17 protein-coding genes are annotated in these 16,115 nt (G+C 50.2%); 11 read left to right on the top strand and 6 right to left on the bottom strand.

Annotated elements, in window-relative coordinates; all coding sequences use genetic code 11:
- Window positions 1-7: 7 nt before the first annotated feature.
- The 5 genes from cysC to HRH59_RS13100 all read left to right on the top strand — a co-directional run bounded on the left by cysC (window position 8) and on the right by HRH59_RS13100 (window position 3,356).
- A complete protein-coding gene (gene cysC, locus HRH59_RS13120; RefSeq protein ID WP_173501729.1) occupies window positions 8-607 on the top strand; it encodes an adenylyl-sulfate kinase in 600 nt (199 codons plus the stop codon).
- 281 nt (window positions 608-888) lie between these two features.
- Window positions 889-1,650, top strand: a complete 762-nt coding sequence (gene cysQ, locus HRH59_RS13115) for a 3'(2'),5'-bisphosphate nucleotidase CysQ (RefSeq protein WP_173501728.1) — start codon at window positions 889-891, stop codon at window positions 1,648-1,650.
- A gap of 52 nt (window positions 1,651-1,702) precedes the next feature.
- On the top strand, window positions 1,703-2,398 hold the full coding sequence (gene rsuA / locus HRH59_RS13110; protein WP_173501727.1) for a 16S rRNA pseudouridine(516) synthase RsuA: 696 nt from the start codon (window positions 1,703-1,705) through the stop codon (window positions 2,396-2,398).
- Between the two features lie 4 nt (window positions 2,399-2,402).
- On the top strand, window positions 2,403-3,032 hold the full coding sequence (locus HRH59_RS13105; RefSeq protein WP_173501726.1) for an START domain-containing protein: 630 nt from the start codon (window positions 2,403-2,405) through the stop codon (window positions 3,030-3,032).
- An 81-nt stretch (window positions 3,033-3,113) separates the two neighbouring features.
- A complete protein-coding gene (locus HRH59_RS13100; protein WP_173501725.1) occupies window positions 3,114-3,356 on the top strand; it encodes a GlsB/YeaQ/YmgE family stress response membrane protein in 243 nt (80 codons plus the stop codon).
- A 16-nt stretch (window positions 3,357-3,372) separates the two neighbouring features.
- On the opposite strand, the gene HRH59_RS13095 is transcribed toward HRH59_RS13100, so the two are convergent.
- On the bottom strand, window positions 3,373-3,615 hold the full coding sequence (locus tag HRH59_RS13095) for a DUF1289 domain-containing protein (protein ID WP_173501724.1): 243 nt from the start codon (window positions 3,613-3,615) through the stop codon (window positions 3,373-3,375).
- A 720-nt stretch (window positions 3,616-4,335) separates the two neighbouring features.
- Between HRH59_RS13095 and ilvG the strand changes: the two genes are divergently transcribed.
- The 5 genes from ilvG to HRH59_RS13070 all read left to right on the top strand — a co-directional run bounded on the left by ilvG (window position 4,336) and on the right by HRH59_RS13070 (window position 10,481).
- Window positions 4,336-5,991 (top strand): acetolactate synthase 2 catalytic subunit, encoded by a 1,656-nt coding sequence (ilvG, locus tag HRH59_RS13090; RefSeq protein ID WP_173501723.1) that lies wholly within the window; start codon window positions 4,336-4,338, stop codon window positions 5,989-5,991.
- Complete coding sequence (ilvM, locus tag HRH59_RS13085) at window positions 5,988-6,242, top strand: acetolactate synthase 2 small subunit (protein WP_173501722.1); 255 nt, start codon at window positions 5,988-5,990, stop codon at window positions 6,240-6,242. Before ilvG ends, ilvM begins: the two co-directional genes overlap by 4 nt.
- Window positions 6,243-6,293: 51 nt before the next feature.
- Complete coding sequence (gene ilvD / locus HRH59_RS13080) at window positions 6,294-8,144, top strand: dihydroxy-acid dehydratase (RefSeq protein ID WP_173501721.1); 1,851 nt, start codon at window positions 6,294-6,296, stop codon at window positions 8,142-8,144.
- A gap of 443 nt (window positions 8,145-8,587) precedes the next feature.
- Window positions 8,588-10,156 carry a threonine ammonia-lyase, biosynthetic gene (gene ilvA, locus HRH59_RS13075; protein WP_173501720.1) on the top strand — a complete coding sequence of 523 codons (1,569 nt, stop codon included), beginning with the start codon at window positions 8,588-8,590 and terminating at the stop codon, window positions 10,154-10,156.
- Window positions 10,157-10,235: 79 nt separating this feature from the next.
- On the top strand, window positions 10,236-10,481 hold the full coding sequence (locus tag HRH59_RS13070; protein ID WP_231702498.1) for a ribosome alternative rescue factor ArfA: 246 nt from the start codon (window positions 10,236-10,238) through the stop codon (window positions 10,479-10,481).
- A gap of 128 nt (window positions 10,482-10,609) precedes the next feature.
- Here HRH59_RS13070 and HRH59_RS13065 read toward each other — a convergent pair whose 3' ends face one another.
- The 4 genes from HRH59_RS13065 to HRH59_RS13050 form a co-directional block, all read right to left on the bottom strand.
- Window positions 10,610-11,599 carry a DUF5677 domain-containing protein gene (locus HRH59_RS13065; RefSeq protein WP_173501719.1) on the bottom strand — a complete coding sequence of 330 codons (990 nt, stop codon included), beginning with the start codon at window positions 11,597-11,599 and terminating at the stop codon, window positions 10,610-10,612.
- On the bottom strand, window positions 11,592-12,068 hold the full coding sequence (locus HRH59_RS13060) for an SH3 domain-containing protein (protein WP_173501718.1): 477 nt from the start codon (window positions 12,066-12,068) through the stop codon (window positions 11,592-11,594). The genes HRH59_RS13065 and HRH59_RS13060 overlap by 8 nt, the downstream gene beginning before the upstream one ends.
- 191 nt (window positions 12,069-12,259) lie before the next feature.
- Complete coding sequence (locus tag HRH59_RS13055) at window positions 12,260-13,096, bottom strand: DUF3037 domain-containing protein (RefSeq protein ID WP_173501717.1); 837 nt, start codon at window positions 13,094-13,096, stop codon at window positions 12,260-12,262.
- Window positions 13,093-13,812, bottom strand: coding sequence for a HipA family kinase (locus HRH59_RS13050; RefSeq protein ID WP_173501716.1), 720 nt, complete (start codon window positions 13,810-13,812; stop codon window positions 13,093-13,095). Before HRH59_RS13050 ends, HRH59_RS13055 begins: the two co-directional genes overlap by 4 nt.
- A 149-nt stretch (window positions 13,813-13,961) precedes the next feature.
- On the opposite strand from HRH59_RS13050, the gene HRH59_RS13045 reads away from it, so the two are divergent.
- The gene (locus HRH59_RS13045) at window positions 13,962-14,303 is read left to right on the top strand and encodes an FKBP-type peptidyl-prolyl cis-trans isomerase (protein WP_173501715.1); all 342 of its coding nucleotides are present in this window, start codon (window positions 13,962-13,964) and stop codon (window positions 14,301-14,303) included.
- A gap of 77 nt (window positions 14,304-14,380) precedes the next feature.
- Here the strand turns inward: HRH59_RS13045 and HRH59_RS13040 are convergent, their stop codons facing one another.
- Window positions 14,381-16,030 (bottom strand): NAD(P)/FAD-dependent oxidoreductase, encoded by a 1,650-nt coding sequence (locus tag HRH59_RS13040; protein ID WP_231702497.1) that lies wholly within the window; start codon window positions 16,028-16,030, stop codon window positions 14,381-14,383.
- Between the last annotated feature and the right edge of the window lie 85 nt (window positions 16,031-16,115).

The following is a 16,115-nucleotide window of genomic DNA, read 5'->3' as shown; positions in this document are numbered from 1 at the left end:
ACAAGCAATGACCCATAACGATATTAAATGGCAACAGCATGATGTAAACGCGGCGCAGCGCCAGGCCTTATTCGGTCATCAAAGTGCGGTGATCTGGTTTACCGGTTTATCCGGCTCCGGCAAGTCCAGCGTGGCCAATGCGCTGGAGCAGGCGTTGGCAGCGCAGGGCAAACATACCTATTTGCTGGATGGTGACAATGTGCGCCACGGTTTATGTGCCGATTTAGGCTTTAGTGCAGAGGACAGAACCGAAAACCTGCGCCGCGTTGGCGCTGTAGCAGGCTTAATGGTAGACGCCGGTTTGCTGGTACTAAGCGCCTTTATTTCGCCGTACCGCAATCAGCGCGAGCTGGTTAAAAGCTTTATTCCGCCGGGAAAATTTATTGAAGTGCATATCGCCACGCCACTGGAAGTGTGTGAGCAGCGCGATGTGAAAGGCCTGTATAAAAAAGCCCGCGCCGGCCAGATCAGCCACTTTACCGGTATTTCTGATCCATACGAAGCGCCACAGCACGCAGATTTGGTGCTGGACACCTCCGTGACGTCGCTGCAAGATAGCGTGCAACAGTTGCTGGCATTACTGAAGGAAAGACAGATTATAAGCTGATGCCGGGACGTAGCGACAAGGTGTGCTTTCGCAGCAGCGGCAGGGATGCCGCGCAGGCTGAGAGGGCACAGGGATGTGCTCCTTGAGGGCGGCGAAGAAAGTATTGCCTTGTCGCTGAGTTTACGTCTGAGCTGGAAGCTTCGACAGCTAACAGCACTCGGGGACGCCGTAAATATGTCCCTATAGGCTCCTCTCCGGCATCCCTGCCGGAGAGGCCCCGTTTAGCTGTTAGCTTTCTGCGCCGGGGATGCCGGTGTAACATCAAATAAAAGGACATCCGCATGAATTATTTGCCGGCCATTATCGATATCGCAGAACAAGCCGGTCAGGCGATCCTGGCGGTATATCAGCAAGACAACGCGGCGTTTAATATTACCGGCAAAGCCGATGACTCACCGCTGACAGCAGCCGATTTAGCTGCGCACCAGTTAATTGTTAAGGCGTTAACCGCACTAACGCCAGAGCTGCCGATTTTGTCAGAAGAAGCCGCGGATATCAGCTGGGACATCCGCCAAAACTGGCGCCGTTACTGGCTGGTAGACCCGCTGGATGGCACCAAAGAGTTTATTAAACGCAACGGTGAGTTTACCGTTAATATCGCGCTGATTGATAACGGTGAGCCGGTGCTGGGCGTTATCCATGCGCCGGTCTTAGCAAAAACCTACTACGCCGCTAAAGGCGAGGGCGCCTTTGTTAAAATCGACAGCCAGTCGTGCGCCATTCAGGTTGCCCAAGTCGGCGACACCGTTCGCGTAGTAGGCAGCCGCAGCCACCCCAGCCCGGATCTGGCCGGTTACTTGGCTCAGTTCCCGCAGCATGAAATGGTGCCGGTAGGCAGCTCATTAAAGTTTTGCTTAGTCGCCGAAGGTAGCGCCGATGCGTATCCTCGTTTTGGCCCGACTATGCAGTGGGACACCGGTGCCGGGCATATTATCGCGCTGGAAGCCGGTGCCAGTGTCAGCTTCGACGGTATAGCCGACAAGGTATACCAGCGCGAAAACCTGCGTAACCCCAACTTTATCGTATCGGCAGTTAACGACTAACAGCAGAAAATTCGTTACACTAAACGCCATACCTTCCAGTGATTTATGACTTATGCGTTTAGATAAATTTATATGTGACTGCACCGGCTTAACCCGCAGTCAGGCCGGCAAAGTGATCCGGCAAAAATTGGTAACCCTTAACGGCGAGCTGGTAAAACAGGCTGCGCTGCAGGTAAAAGATAGCGATGTGGTCTGTTTGGACGGCGAACAACTGCAATTAATTGGCCTGCGCTATTTTATGCTGCACAAGCCGGATGGCTATATCTGTTCGACTGAAGACCCGGATCACCCAACGGTATTTACCTTAATGGACGAGCCGTTAATTGAACGGCTGCACACCGTTGGCCGGCTCGATTTAGATACCACCGGCTTAGTGCTGATAACCGATGACGGCCAATGGTCGCACCGTATCAGCAGCCCCAAGCATCACGTGGCCAAAACCTACCGTGTCTGGACCGCCGATCCCATTCCACAGTCTGCCATCGCGCAATTTGCTGAGGGCGTAATGCTGCGCAATGAAAAAAACGCCACCTTGCCGGCTGAGCTGGAAATCATTAGCGACAACGAAGCCCTGCTTACTATCCATGAAGGCCGTTACCACCAGGTAAAACGCATGTTTGCCGCCATTGGTAATAAGGTTGAGCGGCTGCACCGCGAGAAAATTGGTGGCTTGCAATTGCCGGACGATTTAGCTGAAGGCGAATACCGTGAATTGAGTGCTGAACAACTGTTATTGCTAAAAGGATAAAGCGATGCGTTTTTTGCTGAGTTGGCTGGTGTGTTTTTCTGTTGCAGTAACGGCTGATGCAGCCGAATGGCAACAGTATAAAACCGTTGGCACAACCAGCGTTGAGTATCGTCACAATACAGAGAAACTGCTGGAAGTCAGAGCGCAAACTGAGGTTAATGCAACAACAGCAGCGTTCCTGCATCTGCTTGAAGACACCGCCAACATCAGTAAATGGGCAGAAAATACCGAAAAAGCGCAGCTGCTGGGCCAGCCGGATGCCAACACTCATATCGTGCATACTTATTTTACCGCTATCTGGCCGGTATCGAAGCGGGATATGGTGACGCAATCGGTTTGGCAACAAGATGCCGGTAGCGGCGTACTGACTATGCAGGTGAGCGATGCAGGGCAGCATTATCCGCTGGTAAAAGGCTACGTGCGGATGCAAAGCGTGCAAGGGTTGTGGACTTTGACACCGCAGGAAAGTGGCGTATTGCGGATCCAATATCAGGGGCAGGCCGATCCTGGTGGCAAGTTGCCGCACTTTATTGCTGACAAGGTGGCGTTAAAGGCAACTTTCACGACTTTTAGTCGCTTGCCACAGGTATTAATGCAATATCAGCAGCCTTACCCCGGCATATCAACGCCTTAACTGGCAATTTAATTTGTTAGTGCCAGGCTTTAGCTAACCTGCTATTTCAGGTTACACGACAAATACATATGGGGAATTGCGATGAACTTTATTCTGTTTTTAATTATTGGCGCCATCGCCGGCTGGCTGGCCGGTACCATTATGAAAGGCCGTGGTTTTGGCTTGCTGGGTAATATGGTAGTGGGCATTGTCGGTGCCTTTATCGGCGGCTTTTTATTTAGCGCTGTTGGTCTGGCATCCTATGGCTTGATTGGCTCGCTGATTACTGCCACCGTCGGTGCGGTAGTGCTGCTGTTTTTAATTGGCTTGGTTAAAAAAGCTTAGATACGTTTTAAGCGGCTTAAAACAACTCCAGCGACTCACCACTGGTTGGTGAGTCGTTATCCTTTTTCGCTTTAGCGTTTAATCTGGCGCGGCGCTGGCTTAGCAGTTTTAAGATATGTGCGCGCTCTTCTACCGGTTTAGCATGCCAGTTAAAGCGCTCATCACGCGAACGCAGGCAACCAATGCAGTAGCCGCGGCTGTTGCTTTGGCAAACACCGATACAGGGATTAGGCAGTTCAAACAGCTCTAACTGATCCACGCTGCTACCACGCTGGTTGATGAATAACTTAAGTGTACGTTGCCTATCACTTCAGGTGCAAACTATCGAACCGGTTTACACACACCAACACGCCGTAAATACGTCCCTGTAGGCTCGATTATAAACTTCATCCATGAAGTTTATCCGGTNGTTGATGAATAACTTAAGTGTACGTTGCCTATCACTTCAGGTGCAAACTATCGAACCGGTTTACACACACCAACACGCCGTAAATACGTCCCTGTAGGCTCGATTATAAACTTCATCCATGAAGTTTATCCGGTGGACCAGCTTCGCTGTTCAAATTCGCTCCCGGCGAATTTGTCAGCATCCAAGCCTGCAACGGTTGGTTTAGTGTAAGCCGATTCTCACACCAGTGCCGCCGCTTCCCAACTGACTATTTTTTAGCAAATCAGAAAAATCTGTTGACTTCAGACTGATAGACGGCTATTTCTAATAGCAATTCAGTCTGCTTTGCAGGCTATATAACTAAAATAGTTTTTAACCAAGTAAATAAGTAAGAATCATATTATGCGTTTAGCTGCTGTTCTGAACATTATTGTCCTCGTGGTCGTGGTGATTATTAATCTCCGCGGGGGCGGTGTTTTGGAAAAAAAGTAGCGTAAAAAGCGAATTCCAACAAAACCCCCGCTCCGCAAGGACCGGGGGTTTTGTCGTTTCAGGGCGTTAGAAAAGTTAATCAGGGCAAGAGGACAAAACATGAAAGGCGCAGAATTGGTACTACAGGTGCTGCAGCAACACGGGGTCGATACCATTTTCGGCTATCCCGGTGGCGCTATTATGCCGATTTACGATGCGCTGTATCAAAGCGACGTGAAGCACTACCTGTGCCGGCATGAGCAGGGTGGTGCCTTCTCGGCCATTGGCTATGCCCGTGCCTCCGGCAAGGTTGGCGTGTGCATGGCCACCTCTGGCCCGGGTGCGACTAATTTAATCACCTCATTGGCCGATGCCATGCTGGACTCAGTGCCGGTAGTGGCTATCACCGGCCAGGTATCACAAGCCGTGATGGGCAGTGATGCGTTTCAGGAAATAGATGTATTAGGTTTAAGCCTGGCAGTAACCAAGCACAGCTTTATGGTGCGCAGTGTCGAAGAGCTGGCCGCAACCCTGCACCAGGCTTTTGCTATTGCTAGAAGTGGCCGGCCGGGCCCGGTACTGGTGGATATCCCTAAGGATGTGCAGTTGGCCGAAATTGCTTTTCACAGCGAGCCGGAAGCAGCCGCTAAAGCTGCACCAATTTATACCTCGCTGGCCAATGCCGGCAAGGCACGCGCGTTAATAGCGGCTGCAAAAAAGCCGATGGCTTATATCGGGGGTGGCGTGCATATGGCCGGTGCCATGGTACAGCTGCAACAGTTTTTAGCCGCTAACCCTATGCCGTCGGTTACCACCTTAAAAGGCATGGGCTCAGTAGCCAAAGATAACGCGCACTATTTGGGTATGCTGGGCATGCACGGCACCCAGGCTGCGAATTTAGCGGTGCAGCAGTGCGATTTATTAATTTGTTTAGGCGCCCGCTTTGATGACCGCGTTACCGGCAATCTGCAAAAATTCGCGCCACACGCTAAGGTGATCCATGTCGATATCGACCCGGCCGAAATTAACAAGGTGCGCTTTGCCCATGTTGCGCTACTGGGCGATATGCAGCAAATATTACCGGCAATATCGGCCGGCGCCGATTGTACTGAGTGGCTTAGCCATTGTGCGCAGTTAAAACAGCAACATGGCTGGCGCTATGATCACCCGGGCGAGCGCATTTATGCGCCGCTGATGTTAAAACAATTAAGCGAGCGCATGCCGGATAACAGCGTAGTGTGCTGCGATGTGGGGCAGCACCAGATGTGGGTAGCCCAACATATGCGCTTTAGCAGCCCGCGTAATCATTTATCCAGCGGCGGCTTGGGCACCATGGGCTTTGGTTTGCCGGCCGCGATAGGCGCTAAGTTAGCCCGGCCGCAGGATACGGTAATCACCGTTAGCGGCGATGGCTCTTTTATGATGAACGTACAGGAGCTGGCCACCATTAAGCGCTTTCGGCTGCCGGTGAAAATTGTCATTGTCGATAACCAGCGCTTAGGCATGGTAAAGCAGTGGCAGCAGCTTTTTTTTAACGAGCGCTACAGCGAAACCGATTTATCCGACAACCCGGACTTTGTTGCACTGGCCGCCGCCTTTGCCATACCGGGCCACTGTATAACCCGCAAAGATGAAGTAGAAAGTGCGCTGGAAGCCATGTTTACCTGGCCCGGGCCTTATTTACTGCATGTTTGTATTGATGACAAAGACAACGTCTGGCCGTTAGTGCCGCCGGGTGCTGCCAATGAAGAGATGATCACGGAGACCAAAGCATGAACCATGTACTGAATATCACCGCGACGAATACCCCGGCCGTTGTTGAGCGCCTGTTGCAGGTTACCCGCTATCGCGGCTATGAATTAGCCGGCTTACAGCTGACCCCGCGCAGCGACGCCAAAAGCCTTAATATTACGCTGACTGTTAGTGGTGATAAGCCCATTCATTTATTAACCAGCCAGTTGCATAAACTGTATGACGTGCAGCAACTGGAACTGGTATCAGCCGAACTGGCTGTACTAAGCGCATAAAGCTGAATTAAACCTATACTTTTTTATTTACCGAATACACGGAGTACCGCAATGCCAAAGTTAAGATCCGCCACCGTTACCGAAGGCCGCAATATGGCGGGCGCCCGCGCCCTGTGGCGTGCCACCGGCGTAAAAGACACCGATTTTGGTAAGCCGATTATTGCGGTAGTAAACTCGTTTTGCGAATTTGTGCCAGGTCATGTACACCTGCGTGATTTAGGCAAGCTGGTAGCAAAAAGCATTGAAGATGCCGGCGGTATTGCCAAAGAATTCAACACCATAGCGGTGGACGATGGTATTGCTATGGGCCATGGCGGCATGTTGTACAGCCTGCCATCGCGCGAGCTTATCGCCGACTCGGTAGAATATATGGTTAATGCCCATTGCGCTGATGCCATGGTGTGTATTTCTAACTGCGACAAAATTACCCCGGGCATGTTAATGGCGGCGATGCGTTTAAACGTACCGGCTATTTTTGTCTCTGGCGGACCGATGGAAGCGGGTAAAACCAAGCTGTCGGATCAGATCATCAAGCTGGATTTAGTCGATGCCATGGTGTCGGCGGCTGACCCTAAAGTAAGCGACAGCGACAGTGAGCAAATTGAGCGTAGTGCCTGCCCGACCTGTGGTAGCTGCTCGGGCATGTTTACCGCCAACTCAATGAACTGTTTGGTTGAAGCTTTAGGTTTGGGCCAGCCGGGTAATGGTTCGCTGCTGGCGACTCACGCGGATCGTAAACAGCTGTTTGTCCAGGCCGGTTTCAGGATAATGGAGCTGTGTAACCGCTGGTATAAACACGATGATGCCAGCGCCCTGCCGCGCAATATCGCCAATAAAACCGCCTTTGAAAACGCCATGATGCTGGATATCGCCATGGGCGGCTCGACCAATACGGTATTGCATTTACTGGCTGCGGCAATTGAAGCAGAAGTTGATTTTGGTATGGCCGATATCGACCGCTTATCGCGCATAGTGCCGCATTTGTGCAAGGTGGCGCCGTCTACACAAAAGTATCATATGGAAGATGTACACCGCGCCGGTGGCGTTATCGGCATTCTGGCCGAGCTAAACCGTGCCGGTTTGTTAAACCCCAATGTACCGCATGTGGCAGGCAGCAGTTTAGCCGCGGTGTTGGAGCAATGGGATATCAAAACTACCGGCAATGAAGACGCAAAACAAATGTACCTGGCCGGCCCCGCCGGTATCCGCACTACGCAGGCCTTTTCGCAAAATTGTCGTTACCCAAGCCTGGATGATGATCGCGTAGACGGCTGTATTCGCAGTAAAGCACATGCCTATTCACAAGATGGCGGCTTAGCGGTGTTGTTTGGCAATTTGGCGCCGCAGGGTTGTATTGTGAAAACTGCCGGGGTAGAGCCGGAAAACTTAGTATTTACCGGTCGCGCCCGTATTTTTGAAAGCCAGGATGATGCGGTAGATGCCATCTTAAAAGGCAAAGTAGTGGCCGGCGATGCGGTAATTATCCGCTATGAGGGCCCCAAAGGCGGCCCGGGTATGCAGGAAATGCTGTACCCGACCAGTTACTTAAAATCGATGGGCTTAGGTAAAGCCTGTGCCTTGATCACAGATGGCCGTTTTTCCGGTGGTACCTCGGGTTTGTCTATCGGCCATGTGTCACCAGAAGCCGCCAGCGGTGGTGCTATTGCCCTGGTGCAGGAAGGCGACAAAATTGAGATTGATATTCCCAAGCGCAAAATTGGCATTGCTATCAGCGATGACGAGCTGGCGCAGCGCCGTGCAGCGATGGATGCCAAAGGCAAACAGGGCTGGAAGCCAGAGAACCGCCAACGTGTTGTCAGTTCTGCATTAAAAGCCTACGCCCTGCTGGCCAGCAGTGCGGATAAAGGGGCTGTACGGGATTTGTCTAAGTTAGAAGAGTAAATATCGGAACGTATTAAGTGGGCTTCGACCACAAACTGCACACAAGGACGCCGTAAATACGTCCATGTAGGCTCCTCTCCAGCATCCTTGCTGGAGACGCCTTGTTTAGCAGTTTATGGTCTTCGCTAGCGACTTAAGCGATACGGATGGCACAAGCAGCATGACTTGCGACGAAGGGACAAGGTGTACTTTCGTAGCAGCGGCAGGGATGCCGCGTAGGCTGAGAGGGCACAGGGATGTGCTCCTTGAAGGCGGCGAAGAAAGTATTTCCTTGGCGCTGAGTTTAAACCTGATTTGCAGGCTTCGACCACAAACTGCACACAAGGACGCCGTGAATACGTCCCTGTAGGCTCCTCTCCGGCATCCCTGCCGGAGACGCCTTGTTTAGCAGTTTCTGGTCTTTGCTTGAGAGTATGCAGTAAATTAATACAACCGGAGCAACAATGAGTAACCTGGCAACAGTACAAGCAGAGCAAACAGATACCGATTTGATGCAGCAGTATCTGCGTGAGATTTTGCTGTCGCCGGTATATCAGGCCGCGGTAGAAACCCCGCTGGATGCCATGACCAAACTCAGCCAGCGGCTGGGCCACAATGTGCTGCTAAAGCGCGAAGATAAACAACCGGTGTACTCGTTTAAACTGCGCGGCGCTTTTCATAAGCTGCATAAAGTAAAACAGCACAGCCCTGATGCCAGTGTGGTGTGCGCCTCGGCCGGCAACCATGCTCAGGGCGTAGCGTTATCGGCCAGTAAACTGGGCATTAAAGCCACTATCGTGATGCCGATCACCACACCGGAAATCAAAGTCGCCGCAGTAAGAGCGCTGGGTGGCAACGTGGTGCTGCACGGCACTGCGTTTGACGAAGCCAACAGCTATGCCATTAACCTGGCCAGCACCGAAGGCGCGCTGTATATCCCACCCTTTGATGATTGCGACGTTATCGCCGGCCAGGGCACGGTGGCCAAAGAATTGCTTAGCCAGCATAACCAGCTTAATGCGGTGTTTATTCCGGTCGGTGGTGGTGGCTTAGTGGCCGGTATGGCGGTGTATATCAAAGCCATACAGCCGAATGTTAAAGTTATCGGCGTAGAGCCGGAAGACGCTGCCTGTTTAAAAGCCGCGCTGGCGGCCGGCGAGCCGGTAACCTTGGAGCGGGTCGGTTTATTTGCCGATGGCGTCGCGGTAAAACGCATCGGCACTGAAAATTTTAACCTGGCAAAACGCTTTTGCGATGAAGTAGTTACCGTAAGCAGCGATGAAATATGCGCGGCGATAAAAGATATCTTTGATGACTTACGCGCCGTAGCAGAACCGGCCGGTGCGTTAGCGCTGGCGGGGTTAAAAAAGTACAGCCAGCAGCTGAAAAACAGCACGCTAAGCAAGCCGCAGCAGTTTGCTGCTGTGTTAAGCGGCGCTAATTTAAACTTTGATACGCTGCGTTATGTCTCTGAGCGCTGCGAGCTGGGCGAGAAAAAAGAAGCGGTGTTTGCGGTAACGATACCGGAAGAAAAAGGCAGCTTTCGCCGCTTTTGCCAAACACTGGGCGGGCGTGCGATTACAGAATTTAACTACCGCTACGCCAGTGACCACAAAGCACATATCTTTGTTGGCATTAAACTGCGCCACGGCCAGCAAGAGCTTAACACGGTAAAAGAGCTGCTCAGCAACGCCGGCTATGACTATCAGGATTTATCCGACGACGAGCTGGCCAAACTGCACGTGCGGCATATGGTCGGCGGTATGCCACCGCGGCAGTTACAGGAGCAGGTATATCAGTTTAACTTTCCGGAATACCCCGGCGCCTTGATGAATTTCTTAAATACGCTGGGCGAGCACTGCAATATCACGCTGTTTCATTACCGGAACCACGGCGCCGCCACCGGTGATGTGCTGGCCGGTTTTGAAGCCGCCAGCCATGACGATATTGCTGCGTACCTGGATAAGTTGGGCTATCAGTACCAGCAAGTCAGCAATAACCGCAGCTACCAGACGTTTTTAACTACAGGATAGGCGTGGTTGAACTTATCACTCTTGCTAAGGACTAAGCACGCAGTTACACTTTGCGCGTTTTTTCAACAGGAGTAGCAAGATGAGTAAACCAGCAGCGTTCGAGCATGGCCGCGGCGAAATCCGCGATAATGCGATAAAGGCGTTAGTCACCAGCAAGCTGTTTCAAACCAGGGTGGTGAAGGCGAAAAAGGGCAAAGGCTCATACAACCGCAAAGGGCGTAATTCAAAAGATTACGCCCTTGTTGTTTTGGTCAATCGTAAACTAACTCCCCGCTCAGGCTTGCTCGCGGTCAATCTTGGCAATAATGCTATCCAGCACCATTAAGTCATTCGCCTTTTCCATATATTCGTCGCTATCTTCGTCGAGTTTAAGCAACTCCACCCGCCCGGCAGCAAGCTGTTTTGTAAGACATAAACGTATATGGCGTAATTCAACTATTGAGAACGCTAAGTTCAGGAAATACATTCTTTTAGAGTTTCTCCAATCAGTTCCTGTAATTCATTGAGTATATTAACAATTACGACATGATCTAGTGTTGTTTGTAACGACATGAGTCGACTGCTGATCTGGCAAAGGCTTATCGCTGTGGCATGAATTGGATCGGCCATGCCCAAATCGCTCCTTCCAATCAACAGTGCATCAGTCGAGTGACCTAAGAGCCCAAGTTTACTTACCATCCCATTGAAGTTTGTATGTATGTTCATACTGGCCCGCTTGTAGTAAGGCCGCATGTGATCTAAACCAACATCTTTTTCAATCGCAGCAAAACCGACATTCTTTCCTTGATGGTTGGGAAAAAGGTAATCAGCCCAACCGTATTGCCCAGTGAAACGCTTGCCATACTTTGTTTCAACGTTTTTGAACAAAAATGTTATGTGATCAATTTCCTCTTTTGAAGGTTTTGAAATCTGAAGTCTATGGTGATACTTGTTACATTCGATCAGTTGCCTATAGGCATCTACAATTGCATGTTGGTTGAAGCGTTCAGCACATTCAGCACCATGCTTAGAGATGAAAAGAGCTGTCACATTCACTTCATGCAAAGCCCGCCATCTTGCATCAGCTGCATCGGCAAACCCATTCTTGACCAAACAAATTATATCCTCCGCTATGTGTATTGCAGTCGCGTGCAGTCTAAGCAAAATAGAAAAAACTATGTCTTGAGCTTCTTCATCGTCGAAACTCAGGTTTTGCGCCAACTCAGTACAAATAACAACATGAACTTCTAAAAGCTCGAAAGCCTTTCCCCAGCGCAGTTGATTTTTCTCAATAAAATTGGTCTCTAACAACTGCCTTCCGGATAGCATTTCTGGTGCATTACGCAATAGAGATGATTTAATAGTGCGGGTTAGCGATGGTAAAGCACTGGTAATTACATCCGATACGCTTTGATCTGGATTCTCTGCGATAGTTTTGAGTAGTTGTTGATGTAGCTTATTCATTTGATATGTTAGGACGTTGAAGAGATAAATAGTCCATAAGCACCCAGCCATTTGCAACACGATGATTAATTTTACCCCAACGTTTGCTGACCATGAACACACTTACCATTTCACCCCTCTTTGCCTGTCCCAATACAATTCCTTCAGTTGACGGCTCATTTCTGATATTGAGTTTTACCGGAATAACAAAATAGGTACCTGTTGTCGCAGGGTGGTGAGTAGACCTGACAACTGACGGATTATACTTACCTACACTACTGTCATTAGCTGGCGCGGGGGTTAACGTATTTGGCGGTGAATAAGTGTTAATTCTGCATACTTTGTTCATGGCAATGCATGAGTTTCCGCAGGGTTTGCCTTTCTTGCAGTTTTTGGCTTCTGCAGTAATGGGATAAAATATTAGAGTGATCAGGAAAATTAAGACACTGAGCGAGAAAATGCTAAACGCAGACCTTGATACATCCATCATCTATACTCCATTTTCTTAATTGAAAGAGCTGCATTCCTATGTAAATAAGTATCTTGCAAGTAGATGCGGGACTGATGCACCAGCAGCTTTAACCTAAGCTATGTCTGAGTAAAAGCAAAGCACTTTTTGGTACAGGGGTAAGTAAGATGTAGCAAGGCCCCGAATTTCGGGGCCCGCGAACTGGATGGGGATTATTGAAGTTTAAAACTATCGGCTACTAAAGCCTGTTTGGCAAAACGGCTGATGCCGGCCTTATCTTTGTGATCTAAGGTTTGCACGCCAAAGGCTGCCATTTCGCGCTCTACTTCTTTAAATGCGCCGAGCAATTTGCAGTCGTTACCTGTTGGACCTTGCAATGGCAGCAAGATATGGTCTTTTTGCAGTACGTCGTGATTTACCAAACGCCGGAACCGGCCAAGCCATTGTTCAGCATGGTCAAACACGCGAATAGCGGTTTGGTGGCGGAAAGCTAATGGCCTAATCACAAAAACATCGTTGGTTTTCGCCACCAGCGGCAACGTTACTTCAATATAGTTATCGTGAACTTTATCCTGCTTAAAATGGGTCAGCTTTTCATCTTTTAACTGCTGCCGAATTACCTTAACCATGAGGCTTTCCTGATATTCTTCAGTGATAAAAGAGCGGTGCACTAAGCGCTCAAATAACTGTTCAAGCACGACTGCTGGTTTTTGCTCCAGATATAAAGAACGTAGTTCAGAGTAGCGTATCAGGGTTTCTCTTGGCCGCACCACTTCCTGCATCTGCTGTGCTAACTCTTTTGGTGTCAGCCGAGCGACATAAGTTTGCAGCCGATGCAATTCTTGTTCTACCGTTTGCAATGTGGCTTTGTATAGCTTGCCTTCAAGATCTTCAAAAAAGTCGGTTACGCGGGCAAAGCGGGTAGGCGCCAAACGAAAATCAAACAGGCCTAATTCCGGGGCGCACAGCACTATGCCGACGTTAGCAAACTCACCCGTCTCAACATGAGGCAAAAACCGTACAATTGCATACTGATACAGTGTTTTCATATCAGTACCTCCCAAAATTCGTCGCTGTTAAACAAAGATAGAGTGTCGTTTATTTCTGCCAGATAACCCGGCGCTGCCTCCAGCCATGCTGGCGGTAAAGTGGCAGCATACTGGGGCAGCCCTTGCAACGCAATGGCTAGTTTCGCGCTGTAATGCGGACGCCAGAGTGCATCATGCTGTGCGCCAAACCAAGCATTGTAGGCTAAGTGTACATTGGCATTTGCATTAAAATCATAACCGCTGTCAAATGCCAGATTATGGTCCAGCACCACGTATTGTTTTGAAGCTGCCCGATAAAATAAGTTCGGGTTGCCGCCGTTTTCGGTCATGGTGCGATCTTCATTTCGAATCCAGTAATCAAACAGAAACAGATCACGGGCGTATTGCTCCGGCATAGTCAGCACACTGGTGGGTGTTACCTCCAACAGATCAGGTACGAGCTCCGACGCAAATACCATGCTATCGCCATCACCTAACACACGGCTGGCTGCATCGTCGAAACGTAATAGTCCTTGTGGTAAATAGGCACAACAGTGTGCAGGCACATCCAGTTGTAAGGCACTGCCAAGATAAGCACACACAGCTTCATTTATTAAACCCTTAGCGCCTGCCTGAGGCCCTTTTACATAATAGCGTTTGTTGTCAGACAAACGGCACAGATAAGGTTCAGTTCTGCCTTGACTGGCTTTTTGCTGGATCTCAATTACATCAAGCACCCGCACCCTCCATGATAGTTGTTCTGACGTCCAGAATTGTAAAACAGTTTTTAAGTTAGTCAGTTAGTTAACGGCTGGCAAGCAATTCCGGTTTTAAAAGCATTGCCTCCCGCTATAATTCACTTTTTACGATTAACGAAGATATACCCATGCAAGCCGAAGTAAAAATTGAAGACCTTATCGAAGGCACTGGCAAAGCCGCTGAGCGCGGGGCGCTTATTACCGCGCATTATCGCGGCTGGCTGGAAGATGGTACTGAGTTTGATTCATCTTACAAACGGGGTGAGCCATTTCAGATAGTGCTGAGCAATAACCGCGTGATCCAGGGCTGGATTTTGGGCCTGAAAGGCATGAAAACCGGTGGCAAACGTAAGCTGTGGGTACCTGCTGCGTTGGCGTATGGCGAACGCCGGATTGGCACGATGGTCCCACCGAACAGCAACCTTATTTTTGAGATCGAATTACTGGAAGTGCTGACCCGTGATGACTGATTTAAAGCAATGCCGTCGCCATAGCGACGGCTGATGCTGTGTTTCGCTGATGTATCCAGCGACTATATTTCGCCAAATTAGCCGGCGTCTGCGACCAGACTTTGCACTCCGGGCATTGCCAGGGCAACGGCTTCTGCGACTTTAATGCCGTCTATACCGGCGGATAAAATACCGCCGGCGTAACCGGCGCCTTCCCCGGCCGGATACAGGCCTTTGATATTAATACTTTGGTAATCGGCACCGCGCTTAATGCAAATGGGCGATGAGGTGCGGGTTTCAACCCCGGTTAACAAACCATCGGCTTTAGCAAAGCCTTTAATTTGCCGATCGAACGCCGGTATGGCTTCGCGAATGGCAGCAATGGCAAAGTCGGGCAATACCTGCGTCAGATCAGTGAGGGTGATACCCGGGGTATAAGAAGGTTTAACATCGCCCAATTCGGCCGATGTTTTGCCTGTCAAGAAATCGCCAATCAATTGCGCCGGCGCATGGTAGTTTTCCCCCCCCACTTTAAAAGCCAGGGCTTCCAGATTGCGCTGTAACTCAATACCGGCCAGCGGGTGACCCGGGTAGTCGCGCTGTGGGTCTATACCCACCACTATGGCGCTGTTGGCATTACGCTCGTGGCGTGAATACTGGCTCATGCCGTTGGTTACCACACGGCCTTGCTCTGACGCTGCAGCCACTACTGTGCCGCCAGGGCACATACAAAAGCTGTATACGGTGCGGTCGTTGGCACAGTGATGCACCAGTTTGTAATCGGCGGCGCCTAAAATCGGGTTGCCGGCGTTGGGGCCAAAGCGACACTCATCGATCATCGATTGTTCGTGTTCAATCCGAAAACCAATTGAAAATGGTTTGGCTTCGACATATACGCCTTTGTCATACAGCATTTGAAAAGTATCGCGCGCGCTGTGGCCCACTGCCAGCACCACATGGCGGCTGTTTAAGCGCTCGCCTGTTGCCAGCGTTAGGCCGGTTATCTGGCCGTCTTCAATATGTAAGTCGTCGACACGGCTGCTAAAGCGAATTTCACCGCCAAGTTCAATAATAGTGGCGCGCATTTTTTCCACCATCGCCACCAGCTTAAAGGTGCCGATATGTGGCTTACTAACATACATAATTTCGTCCGGCGCGCCGGCGGCAACAAATTCACTCATCACTTTGCGGCCATAGTGTTTCGGATCTTTTACCTGGCTGTACAGCTTGCCATCAGAAAAGGTACCGGCGCCGCCTTCACCATATTGCACGTTTGACTCGGGGTTCAGCTCTTTGCCGCGCCAAAAGCCAAAGGTGTCTTTGGTGCGCTCACGTACTTCTTTGCCGCGCTCTAAAATGATGGGCTTAAAGCCCATTTGCGCCAGCACTAAGCCGGCAAATAAACCACAGGGGCCCAGGCCGATAACAATTGGCCGTTCGGCCAACTGCTCAGGCGCTTTGGCAACAAACTTATAGCTGGTATCCGGCGAAGGTTTAACATGCTGATCTTTAGCAAACGTTTTCAATAACGCGGCTTCGTTATCTACCTCGATATCCAGGGTGTAAATAAGCTGAATATCGGATTTTTTGCGCGCATCAAAGCCGCGTTTAAACACATTAACGCTAAGCAGTTGTTCGGGTTTTATGTTTAACTTGGTAAGAATGGCAGCGTTAATGGCATGTTCGTCATGGTTTAACGGCAGTTTTATTTCGGTCAGGCGCAGCATAGGGTTTCCAATCGGTGTCATTGCTGCGCAGCAAACAGGCCGGCAGCTCACAAGATAAGGCTATTTTACGTTAACTGCGCGGCTTTGTCCGTAGTCTTGTTTTTTC

This window comes from Rheinheimera lutimaris (assembly GCF_013283795.1).
Lineage (GTDB): Bacteria > Pseudomonadota > Gammaproteobacteria > Enterobacterales > Alteromonadaceae > Alishewanella > Alishewanella lutimaris.
Note: the sequence above shows the minus strand (reverse complement) of the source record. Positions and strands in the feature narration are given on the sequence as shown.